This is a genomic window from Olivibacter sitiensis DSM 17696, assembly GCF_000427965.1.
GTDB classification, from domain to species: Bacteria; Bacteroidota; Bacteroidia; order Sphingobacteriales; family Sphingobacteriaceae; genus Olivibacter; species Olivibacter sitiensis.
The window spans coordinates 42,598-54,317 of the sequence record NZ_ATZA01000016.1; the positions used below are offsets into that span (position 1 = coordinate 42,598).

General features: G+C 41.2%; 13 protein-coding genes. 1 reads left to right on the forward strand and 12 read right to left on the reverse strand.

Features of this window, described 5'->3' with window-relative positions; all coding sequences use genetic code 11:
* Positions 1 to 70: 70 nt before the first annotated feature.
* From A37S_RS0110295 to A37S_RS0110315, 5 genes are all read right to left on the reverse strand, one after another.
* Entirely contained in the window at positions 71 to 904 is an 834-nt protein-coding gene (locus A37S_RS0110295; RefSeq protein WP_028296907.1) for an alpha/beta hydrolase, read from the reverse strand.
* Positions 905 to 963: 59 nt separating this feature from the next.
* Positions 964 to 1,881, reverse strand: coding sequence for a histone deacetylase family protein (locus A37S_RS0110300; protein ID WP_036602159.1), 918 nt, complete (start codon positions 1,879 to 1,881; stop codon positions 964 to 966).
* A gap of 2 nt (positions 1,882 to 1,883) precedes the next feature.
* Entirely contained in the window at positions 1,884 to 2,741 is an 858-nt protein-coding gene (locus A37S_RS0110305) for a hypothetical protein (RefSeq protein WP_028296909.1), read from the reverse strand.
* An 80-nt stretch (positions 2,742 to 2,821) separates the two neighbouring features.
* The gene (locus tag A37S_RS0110310; protein WP_028296910.1) at positions 2,822 to 3,295 is read right to left on the reverse strand and encodes a GAF domain-containing protein; all 474 of its coding nucleotides are present in this window, start codon (positions 3,293 to 3,295) and stop codon (positions 2,822 to 2,824) included.
* An 87-nt stretch (positions 3,296 to 3,382) separates the two neighbouring features.
* Positions 3,383 to 3,955: a DUF4230 domain-containing protein gene (locus A37S_RS0110315; RefSeq protein ID WP_028296911.1), complete on the reverse strand. Its 573-nt coding sequence runs from the start codon at positions 3,953 to 3,955 to the stop codon at positions 3,383 to 3,385.
* Positions 3,956 to 4,130: 175 nt separating this feature from the next.
* Between A37S_RS0110315 and A37S_RS24350 the strand changes: the two genes are divergently transcribed.
* On the forward strand, positions 4,131 to 5,330 hold the full coding sequence (locus tag A37S_RS24350) for a DUF6600 domain-containing protein (RefSeq protein ID WP_036602161.1): 1,200 nt from the start codon (positions 4,131 to 4,133) through the stop codon (positions 5,328 to 5,330).
* A 161-nt stretch (positions 5,331 to 5,491) separates the two neighbouring features.
* Here the strand turns inward: A37S_RS24350 and A37S_RS0110325 are convergent, their stop codons facing one another.
* From A37S_RS0110325 to A37S_RS0110355, 7 genes are all read right to left on the reverse strand, one after another.
* The gene (locus A37S_RS0110325; protein ID WP_036602163.1) at positions 5,492 to 5,932 is read right to left on the reverse strand and encodes a GtrA family protein; all 441 of its coding nucleotides are present in this window, start codon (positions 5,930 to 5,932) and stop codon (positions 5,492 to 5,494) included.
* Positions 5,913 to 6,656: a CDP-alcohol phosphatidyltransferase family protein gene (locus A37S_RS0110330; protein ID WP_051292996.1), complete on the reverse strand. Its 744-nt coding sequence runs from the start codon at positions 6,654 to 6,656 to the stop codon at positions 5,913 to 5,915. The genes A37S_RS0110325 and A37S_RS0110330 overlap by 20 nt, the downstream gene beginning before the upstream one ends.
* 135 nt (positions 6,657 to 6,791) lie before the next feature.
* Complete coding sequence (locus A37S_RS0110335) at positions 6,792 to 7,424, reverse strand: sterol desaturase family protein (protein ID WP_028296914.1); 633 nt, start codon at positions 7,422 to 7,424, stop codon at positions 6,792 to 6,794.
* Between the two features lie 313 nt (positions 7,425 to 7,737).
* Positions 7,738 to 8,874, reverse strand: coding sequence for a hypothetical protein (locus A37S_RS0110340; protein WP_245586353.1), 1,137 nt, complete (start codon positions 8,872 to 8,874; stop codon positions 7,738 to 7,740).
* Between the two features lie 26 nt (positions 8,875 to 8,900).
* On the reverse strand, positions 8,901 to 10,106 hold the full coding sequence (gene spt / locus A37S_RS0110345) for a serine palmitoyltransferase (protein ID WP_028296916.1): 1,206 nt from the start codon (positions 10,104 to 10,106) through the stop codon (positions 8,901 to 8,903).
* An 80-nt stretch (positions 10,107 to 10,186) separates the two neighbouring features.
* The gene (locus A37S_RS0110350) at positions 10,187 to 10,573 is read right to left on the reverse strand and encodes a MarR family winged helix-turn-helix transcriptional regulator (protein WP_169719472.1); all 387 of its coding nucleotides are present in this window, start codon (positions 10,571 to 10,573) and stop codon (positions 10,187 to 10,189) included.
* A gap of 446 nt (positions 10,574 to 11,019) precedes the next feature.
* Entirely contained in the window at positions 11,020 to 11,646 is a 627-nt protein-coding gene (locus A37S_RS0110355; RefSeq protein ID WP_051292997.1) for a hypothetical protein, read from the reverse strand.
* Positions 11,647 to 11,720: the final 74 nt, after the last annotated feature.

Below are 11,720 nucleotides of genomic sequence, written 5' to 3' on the forward strand. Positions count from 1 at the left end.
TAAAAAACAACACTTAATATACAATTCATGTAAAAAGGCCGATAATTATGCACCACAAAAAGAGCTTTGACTACAAAGTCAGTTCCCTTTCAAAAAAGTTGCGCATGAAGAGCAATTGGGCAGAAATTGAATTGCGCCAGTAATCCCAATTATGTGCACCCGGTCTCACAATATAGTCGTGCTTGATATTGCGATACAACATTTCCTGATGCAAGTTTTGGTTCACTTGATAAAAGAAATCTTCTGTACCACAATCAATAATAATTTCAAGTTCATTTGGTTTTATCAGATGTAACAGATTGATAACGGTATGATTTTCCCAACGTTCCTTTTGTTCCCAGTATGGGCCCAACCGCTTTGCCATATCCCAGTTATTGGGAAAAGGCCTAATATCCACTCCTCCCGATTGGCTACCTGCCGCTCCAAACACATCTGGATGTTTAATGGCCAAATAAAGAGCGCCATGCCCTCCCATACTTAAACCAGTAATACCTCTTCCTTTTTTATCGGCAATGGTACTGTAGGTCTTGTCTACCCACGCGACCAGCTCTTGGGAAACATAGGTCTCATATTGAAACTGTGCATCGATTGGGCTATTCCAATACCAACTGCCAAATCCACCGTCTGGGCATACCACCATAAAGCCCCCCTCATCAACCATTTTTTTGATAGCTGGCACATTATTGATCCATGCTCCATAATTGCCACCATATCCATGCAGTAAATAAACCACGGGGCAGCCCCTAGAAGTACTACAGCTATCCGGCTTTATCACAACGGCCTTTATCTCTTTGCCCATCACCTTACTAAAGGTAATCACAGTATCTACTTGTGCAGCATATGAACGGCTACAAGCAAACAGCAAAATAAAAAAAACAAAACGCATCTTGGTTTGATATTTCATGGTTGCAAGTTTACTAATTTTATGTTGGTGTAACAGATAAAACTTTTGATTGTCCTCGATCAAAAAAAGATTTCGATTCCTTTTTTAAACGTCTGGCAATGTGCCTGAACGACAAATCGAAGTTCGGCAGAATATCCGCCTCCCATACTCACCTGAACCGGGATACCTCGCATTTTACATAGCTGAAAAACAAGCTCATCACGCAACGCACATCCATTCATAGTTAAGTTGAGATGCCCCAGTTTATCGGTCTGCAGCACATCCACTCCAGATTGATAAAACACAAATTGGGGATGGAAGCTTTCCAGTACCTCTATCAGGTTTTCTTCCAGTATTTCTAAATAATCCTCATCCCCTATTCCTATATTTAAACCAATATCCAGATCCGATTTTTCTTTTCGAAAAGGAAAGTTTTTTTCCGCATGGACAGAAAAAGTAAAAACACGATCATTGGTACCGAATATCTCTGCCGTTCCATTGCCCTGATGTACATCTAAGTCAACAATCAGTATACGTTCCACCAATCCAATAGCCAAAAGGTGCTGCGCCGCTATCGCCTGATCGTTCAGCAAACAAAATCCTTCTCCCCAATCGCTGCCCGCGTGGTGGGTTCCTCCCGCTATGTTGAACGATAAGCCATGTTCTAAGGCATTGTGGGCAGACTCTATTGTGCCTTGCACGATGCTGGATTCGCGGTCTACCAAAGCCCGATCTAATATAAATCCTGTTCTCCGAATTTCCCTGGGATCCAAACTGAGATCGCGAAGCCTTTCCCAATAGTCTTTTGTATGCGCCCGAAGCACGTCATCCTCGTCAAGCATTCCCGGAACAAACAAGTTGCCCTCTTCGATTACTCCCTCGCGTAAAAGCTGCAGTGGTATCAGCTCGTACTTCTGCATGGGGAAACGATGACCAGGCGGTAATGGATGAATATAACATGGATCGAAAGCAATTTTTAGCCGATGGTCTGCACTCATTTTTATGAATTCTCCTCGGGTTTAAAAGAATTGCTCGTACTCGTTTTTTTGCGCAATTGATACGGCTTTGCCTCGATATTCCTAAACCGAAGAACCACCACAATGATAGAAAGGAGAAAAACTGCTATTCCAACAGCGCATAAATAGACTATATAGCTATACGCCGTATCGTCTATCTGCATTCGCTTCATGACAATGCCGTAAAAAGCCCAAATATAGACTAAGCCGAAAAACACGTTGTGTCGGAAATAGATGGTGGAAAAGCCCACAGCTATGGCAACCAATAGAAGTATATAGCCCATATACACATCGGCAGATACCGATGCCAGCCAGCCTAGCGAATGGATCCATGCGGCGAAATTGGCCAGCGTAGCGATGGTAATCCATGCAAAGTACATACTCAAAGGAAACTGTGTCAGAAAAAGCGATGTCTTGCCTAGCTTGGGGTTGAGCAACCGAAGTCTTTGCCCGATACCATATAGAGAGAGCAATTGGACCAATATCAATACGAGTGATATGCCAACATAATTATTCAGCCAAAAATACACCCAAAGGGCTATAGCGGCCTGATTGGTGGCAAACAACGGCCCCATAATCTCCAATTCCCTGTTCACCACGTAATTTTCCGGTTTTCTAAAGGCAATGAGCACATGACCAACGGTCATTACTGCCAAAGCAAGGTACAGCAATGCCCAAATGGAAAACGTGAATCCTGCTGGAGTAATAGCTGTCTCGTGCATGGCCGATATTTCTGCCATGCTATACTGCCCAACTATATCGGTCTGTCCCAACATGGAAAACAGGAATGCGGCAGCAAAAGCGATAAGATTCAGTATAGCTATTTGTTGGTGCAATTTCATAATTATCGACTGCTAGTCAAGTATTAAGCCCTTTTTGTCATAGATGAAAACATGCTGAAAGGACTTTTGTTAGTTAAAAACTACGAAGAAAACAGGTTTACTATAGAAGTCAGATAATGAATATCGAGCTCATCAAATGTGTTCAATGATGCACTGTCGATATCTAATACACCCGTAACCTCGCCAGAACTATAAAAGGGAACGACAATCTCCGAACGGGATAAGCTACTACAAGCAATATGCCCAGGAAATGCATCTACATCAGGCACGACAATAGCCTCGTTCCTAGCCCAGGCAGCACCGCATACGCCATTTCCTTTTTTAATCCGGGTGCAGGCTATTGGCCCCTGAAATGGCCCCAGTACCAGCTCTTCTTTGTCTACCAAATAAAAACCTACCCAAAGAAAATCGAACTGTGCCTTAAGTGCCGCTGAAACATTTGCTAGATTTGCCACCAAATTCGGTTCTCCCGAAATCAATGCTTTTATCTGAGGAATCAACGACTCATATTGTGCTTTTTTATCCCCTACGGAAAGCTGTATCTCTTCTGCCATAACGAAGTAAAACTAAACATTTGGGAAACTATTTAAAAATACGCATCTTCAGAAAGGGGAAACTTACACTGGGCGGACATTCCCGAATTACCGGAATGCGATTTCAATATGCTGTCCAGCAATATTTTCCACCATGGGTTTAAATATAGTCATTGCATTTTCCCGGGTCTTGCCCAAGACATCCATCTCTTTGGCATTGTCAAGCAATCGTTGCTCCGCTATTTTATAAATACCTTCCACCAAGTTCTGCGTGTCGCCAGGCCACCAAGCCCCCGAAACATCGTACACTTTTGATCTCTGATGATCTACCTTCACATAGCAGATCTCTGGTTCTGGCAAATAAATGGTCAATGAATCTGGCCCATGCCTTTCGATATCTTCTTTTTTCACTTTTGTAAGGTCTATGCATCCCGTCACTTCTCCTACTGCTACAAATAGCACTCGTTGGTCCGGCAAATAGAAGGAGCGCAATTCCTTGCGTTCTATTACGTCTTTCATGGTATACTTCACCAATTCCAACTTTCCAATATTGGTAATACGCTCTACCATCACATCTTCCGAAACGACAACTTCTTTATCTTTTGTTGCCGACTTATAAAAAAAACCTGCGGCCGCTATCAAGGCTAGCAAGATTAAAACATATAGGATTTTCTTTGCCATTTAATTTTGATATTGTTATACACTTGAACAAGTTTCGTGCATAAAGGTTTAATGTTCTTTGCAGAGCGAACATTCCTATTCCTTGCGTGTCAAAGACAGGGCGATTAAACCTTAGGGATACGCTTCGTGTCTTAAGGTTATAAAATTTATTTATTCATCTTTTAAAACGGACATTATGGAAACGATTAAAAAAAACGGAACACTTCTGCTAATGGCAATCCTGTTCACCATCTTTTCTTTTGTTCCCAAGGCCTCAAAAGCCCAAGTGGGTATCAGCGTTTCCTTCCAGCAGTTTTACAATCAATTGAGCCCATATGGCGATTGGATTGACGATCCCAATTATGGTTATATATGGGTGCCACGTGTTGAAAGTGGCTTTCAACCCTATGCCACCAATGGGCGCTGGGTAATGACAGACTATGGCAATACCTGGGTATCCAACTATGATTGGGGTTGGGCCGCTTTTCACTACGGAAGATGGCATTATAACAGTCGCCTAGGTTGGGCGTGGGTTCCAGGCTATGAATGGGCTCCAGCCTGGGTAAGCTGGCGTACTGGTGGCGGGTATTATGGCTGGGCACCTTTAGGCCCTGGTATGAGCATTCAGGTAAATGTCAACTTACCGATGAATTATTGGACATTTGTTCCCCAACGCTACTTGCTGAGCAGCAACATTCGTCGCTATTACGCACCACACAGGTCAGTAGTAAATGTTTATCAGCGCACTACTATCATAAACAACACCTACGTCTATAACAACAGGTCCTATTATGCTGGCCCAGCCCGCAGGGACATTCAACAAGCGACACGTAGGCCGGTCACAGTACACAAAATAGCCGATGCCAGCAGACCTGGCAGAGGTAACGTAAGCAATAGGACCGTGAACATGTACAGGCCTTCTGTGGACAGAAGCGATAGGGCTACAGCTAGGCCAAGCCAGGCAGTAAACAGAGAAGGTATTTCCACACAAAGAACTACCAATACCACGCCAGCTAGGCAAAATGTTTCGTCAAGAGACAAGGGCAATGTGGTGCAAAGGCAAAGCAGCAGCAGTCAATCGCCAACCACTGTTATTAAGGATACACGTAGTTCACAAAAGGAATCAAATAGCACACCTGTTCGTACAGGGAGAGCTGTTGAAAACAGCGCGACGAGAACTTCTCCTACCGTTCGCCCATCTCAAAGCAGCGTTAGGCCAGATGCAGCAAGATCGACGAGCAACGCAAGTAGGGCTGCCTCTCCTAATAAAACGGAGACAAGTAGGCAATCTACAAACAGACAGTCAGAGCGCGCTGTCCAAAGTAGCCGTACGAAATCCACGAAATCCGAAAACAGCAACAGTACACGGATAAGATCCGAGCGTGGGAATAGCTAACAACAGGCTAACGGCACCAGCAATGCATCCCACAAGCGGGCAAGCATCTAAAGTAAGCGCGGTTGTTATCATTATTAAGACATTATATCGGGGACTGCAAGAAAGCAGTTCCCATTTTATTTCATCATCTACCAAGCCGTTCCCCTTTAAACTCGAAATACCTATTGGTCCACGGAAGACGTCAAGTTCTCTTCTTTTTTCGTGTTTCCAAAGACCCAATATTTTTGCAAGGTATAGTTAAAACCCAGGGAAACGGCGATGTCAATCAGGATTCTGCTGATCTTATAGTCCAAATGTAAATTCTCGGTGAGCAGATAGGTAAAACTAGACTTCAGGGCAATGCTGCCAAGAACGACTAGGCAAAATTTCACCAATTGCCCTCCCACTGGCAGGTTACCTTTCTTAAAAGTCCAAAAACGGTTGATGGAAAAGTTGACCACTGCGCCTATCACACCACTTATGGCTATGGATATAGTATAGTGGATAGAAAGCACTTCCGTGCAAAAAATCATGATGGCATAGTCAACTATACCGCCGGCAAATGCAGAAAACTGTGCTTTGAAGAAAACGAGAATTGCCTTGCTAGACAGCACTTTTTTCATTACGCTCTTTTTCGCGTTTGGCTGATTTCTCTTCCCTATCGCGCTCATCGCCCAGCTTTAGCAGACGCATCGTATCACTGATATTGACTATGAACAAGACGACAACGATAAGTATAGAAAAATAATTGAGTGATTTGGGAACAACGACTTCCATGACAATAATAAAAGCTACGATAAAGCGTACTTCGGTGGGGCCTAATGCTCCAGCGTCTATTGTATATTTGTCGGTTATCTTATAGCGAAGCTGTGAAATAATCATAGCCCAGCCATAAAGTGCAACAAAGAAATAAGCAAGCAGTTCGTGCCATGAAGTGAGGTAGATAAGAAAACCGAATCCCATCATTACTGTGTTGATCCAGTCCATGATAATATCGAGCGAAAAGCCATACCACTTTCTGGGAATATTGCGATAATAAGCAATCCTCCCATCTAAAGAGTCCCCAAACCAATTGATCGCCAGCCCGAGTATACCCAGCAACAAGAATGATCTATCGAAAAGAGCTCCTAAATAAAAGCCTAGCAGCACTACTAAGCCTCCAAAACTTCCAATACCCGTCAAAACATTTGGCGTAATAAAAGCAGGCATTCTTGCTACTAAATAGGAGATGGCACTTTGCTCTGCCTTCCTTAAGACATTCGTTCGCTTACGGTCTTTGAAAATTCGCGATTTTGTTTCCAATCGCCCACTCCGTTCCAACCCCTCATTTTCATTCTTCAAACTCATTACAACTGTATTAATTGCACCATATTATACCTATGTGCATGGTGCATATGCAAAAGCAACAATCTGAGCGCCGCTAAGTTTCATAAAAAACGCGCTGCGCACTCTCTTTTGCAAAAAAATATAAAAAAATATACGTTAAATCTTCTTGTTCTTTTTAGGAAAATCAGAGCCGAAAATTTTATCCCAAAATGGCGAACTGACACCGTATCCTTTATCGGCATCTGCATAGTGATGCAGCATATGGTGTTGCTTGATTTTTTTCATCAAACCACTCTTAAAGTTATAGTGGTGCATCGCATAATGACCTATATCATAAAACAGATAACCGATCATGAAGGCAGGGAAAAATGCAGATACGTAGGCCTCACCCAAAAGCCATTTAAACAGAAAGTAAAACAATAGTGCCAACGGAATACTGACTACAGGCGGCATTACCAAGCGCAATCTATCTTGCGGATAATCATGATGAACTCCATGAAATATAAAATGAATACGCTCCATGAACTTCCCCTTGGGTGTAAAATGAAATACAAACCGATGGAGCACGTACTCTGTCAGAGACCATATTACCAAGCCCAAAGCAAAATATCCTACAAAATGCAAAACATCTAATTTGTATTTATTAAATGCCTGAAAAACGAAATAAACTATTACGGGCAGATAAATAATGATAGGTACCGAAAAGTGAACCTTTGTTAGGGGCTCCAGTAAATCACTCTTAAACATACGAGTAGATTCTTCGGAATTTGAAACATAATTCTTTGCCATATCTTGTTATAATTTACTTTTATCCAATCACAGAATCAAGTTGCCAAAAGGCGCCTGATCTGATTTACATATACAAAATTCAACAAACTATTTGTATTTTCTGAAATAATTGACCTATAAAAACAGTCTTCATTTTCTTTTCAGAAATCAGACTACAAAAATATGACTATCAACCTTGAATGGTCAAAAAATCCACTCATTTGATTGTCATAAAAGTTCAATATGAAAAGAGGCACCGCAAATTCGGACGTTTCCTTCGCCCATGCTTAAAAAAGCAACCATAAAGAAAGGAAGAATTTATAAGCCAGTGCTATTAATTGATAGGTTTTTCGAATATCCGATAGCGCTTATACAACTCGCCATTAATCTGCTCTATAGCCCTGTTCATTAAATAGTTCTGCTCCAGCATCCACGAACATTCGGCATATCTTATGTTTTTGGAGATTCCATTTCGTATGAGATGGCCATACAAACACGCTTCTATACCCAACTTACGATAACCTTCCAATACACCCAACATGAGTACACGTACCCCATCTATTTTTTTTCTACCGAAGAGAAGTTTAAATATACCAGTAGGCAGCAATCTTCCCTTTTTAATTTTGATCAAGATCTGGTTAATGTCTGGGATACCCAATGCAAAACCCACCATTTTGCCATTTTGCTCCGCTATGATGCAATAATCAGGATCAAGCAATAAACTCAAGTCCTTTGCAACATGGTCAAACTCTTCATCGGTGAATGGCACAAAGCCCAAGTTCTTATCCCATGCCTTATTGTACAGCTCCTTAATTTTAGGTATTTCCTTCTTTAAATTTTTTGCATCTATTTTTCTGATGATGATATCGCTTCTCTTCAAACGACCTTCCAACACTTCCAGCAAACGTACAGATCGCTCATTGATCTTATTTCTCCGTATGATGTAGGCATATAGATCGGTTTGTTTACTAAGTCCATATTTTTCGAGGAGATCCTTATAATAGGGAGCATTATAGGGCATCATGATAACGGGCGGAGAGTCAAATCCTTCTATAAGTAAACCGCAGGTATCGTTAGTGGACAGGTTAACAGGTCCCACCATGCGATTAACGCCTCTTTCTTTCATCCATTTAGAAGATGCGTCCAAAAGTGCATTAACTACATCTTGATCATTAATGGTATCAAAAAAACCAAAAAACCCGTCGTTAGTACCTGCAAATGCATTATGATTGACGTTGTAAATTGCAGCTACTCTACCAACCACTTTAGAACCTTGATAGGCCAAGAATAGCTGCATTTGAGAATGTTTAAAAAAGGGGTGCTTGCCAGGGCTTAATATATCCTGTTGAGCGATGAAAAGCTCTGGCACATAGTTTTTATCATTTTTGTACAGCTCGTGCGGAAAATCTATATAGATCGCCAGCTGTTTCTTGGATGTTACCTCAACTATATCAGTTTTCGTGATGCTCACCTTTTTATATTCTATCAACGATAATACTATGCTATTTTCTCAATCGCACTTGGAACGATTTTCCTATATACCTTGGTGAGCTTGTCTATTGCTTCTTCTATCTGCTCAAACGTATGTGTAGCCATCAGCGAGAAACGAATCAATGAGTCTTGGGAAGCAACGGCAGGAGAAACAACGGGGTTCACAAACACGCCATTTTCTTGCAATTCTTTCGTAATCAAGAATGTGGCATCGTTATCTCGAATATATACAGGTAAAATAGGACTTTCGGTTTTGCCAAGATCGAATCCATTTTCAAGTAACATTTCTTTCGCATATTGTGTATTTCTCCACAAGTTCTCAATATACTCAGGTTCTGTTTGGATGATTTCCAAGGCTGCCAAAACACTTGCTGCGGCACCAGGGGTCATGGAAGCGCTGAACATGAGCGAGCGGGCACGGTGCTTCAAAAATTCGATGGTTTCATGATCGCTGGCAATGAACCCGCCGAGTGATGCCAAGGACTTGCTGAAAGTTCCCATAATCAATTCCACATCATTGGTAAGTCCAAAATGCGAAGCAGTTCCAGCACCTTTCTCACCTATGACACCTAAGCCGTGTGCATCATCCACCATGATAGCTGCGTCAAAACCTTTGGCAACCTCCACTAGTTCAGGCAACTTCACAAAATCACCTTCCATGCTGAACACACCGTCTACGGCTATAAGTTTCACCGCATCCTCTGGAAGCTGACTCAACTTACGTCGCAAGTCTTCCATATTGTTGTGTTTGAACTTGACCACCTTGGAAAAAGAGAGGCGGCTGCCATCTATAATGGAGGCATGATTGCTTTCATCCAAGATGATATAGTCATTTCGCCCAGTTAAGCAAGATAAAGCTCCTAGGTTTGCCTGAAAACCAGTACTAAAAAGAACAGCACTCTCTTTGCCTACATACTTCGCCAATTTGGCCTCAAGTTCCTCATGAATATCCAAAGTTCCGTTCAAGAAGCGCGAACCAGCACATCCAGTACCGTATTTTTTCACCGCCTGACAAGAAGCCTCGATAATCTTGGGATGGTTTGTCAACCCTAGATAGGAATTGGAACCGAACATAAGAACAGACTTCCCATCTATAGTCACTACCGTGTCCTGACCAGACTCAATAGGTCGAAAATACGGATACAACCCCTTTGCCTTTATGGCCTCAGCATCTTTAAATTCGGCTATTCTTTTCTTAAAATTTGCACTCATTTTTCTATATTTACAAACCTTCGCAGGCTTTATTGTAATTGTTTTTCAATAATACCAACTGTTAATTATTCACACATATATTAAATAATATGTACATTTTGCAGATTGTCACCTATGTTTTTCAAAAACTGGATGAAACGATCTCTATCTACCGCCCTCATATTGGCAAATATTATCTTGTCCAAATTGACCATTTTGTCCCTAATGTTCTCCACCAGCGATTTACCTAATATAGTTAATGAAACGCAATTCTTGCGTTTGTCTTCTTTATTTGGTTCCACAACAACTAATCCATCTTTTTCCAAACTGGTAATAGTACGCAATACAGAAGATTTATCTCTTCCCACTTCGTCAGCGATTTCTTGTTGGGTCATTCCAAATTCCGGGATAGATAATAATACTGGAAGCTGTTCTACACGAATATCTATGCCTTGTGAAGAAAGATATTGATTTGTTTTCTGTGCCAATAGCTTATTCAAGTTATTGACATGAAACAAAGTAGGCTCCTCTCTAACATTTATTTGCGTTGTTTGCATAAAATACACATGACACTATCAACTAATTTGACCCTGCAAATATCAATTCTTAAATCGACTTTTAAAAATAAAAAGTTGCTCCGTACTAGTTCGCATAGGACATCAGCAAATTGCAAAAGGCACCTACCTAACACAAAACAACTAAAAATCAAACAATTGGAAAACAAACTGAATTAATTACGAGACTTTAAAGAACGGCGATTTCGTCAATTATTATTATATTTTCATGACATATTAAAGATATATTAAGAATAAGCAAAATACCAAACTAAAAAAACATATTTTAATTGCTTCCATTAGACGACGGCATCAACCAATAAAATCGTTGAATGTATCATTGTTTGTTAATGATAATTCCATTCAAAAATAACAATAATTTAACGCATATCCTTTAAAAACAATTGTCGATTGATTTTTCTATCAAAGCTTATCCACCCGGGATAATTTACGCTTTTATTCCCCAAAGCCAAGGTAGGCTTCAACTTGATAGTCAACACAGCTTCATCGTTATGGGCACCCGAAGAAACAAAGCTGACGATCCTGTTCAAAAGGGCTCTATCTGAAAGTAAACCGTAGACATTTGCGTTTACCCTTACAGGGTAGATATGTTCTTCGCCACCCTCCACTGCGATCTTCTGATCCATCAGGCCATCGGCAACCTCATGTCCATCTACCAAAAGCACATAGCGAAACTGATTGATGCCGGCTAGGTCTTTAGTCGGATTTTTAATATTTACACTTACGACGCCTTGCATAGGGATGTCCTTGCTCAACATACCCAATGCTATTCCACCCATACGCGACAGGTCCAAACGTCCATTTTTTATCATCGGCAAAACGTCCGTCCCTGCTACAAAAAGGCTATCGACTTCTTTTACCCGATATTCACAGTTTTCGAGTGCTTTAATTTGCTTGGCCTGTTGGTTGATTCCGCATGCATTGGTCAGCAAAATGGCTACGGCCACCAGCGTAAAGAAGAAATAATTATATGTTACCCTTACCATCCGATATTTTATTTTTTCATTAGTTTACCAGCAAATATATGGCCCTAAAGGCGAGCTACCCGTTAAGAAAAGTT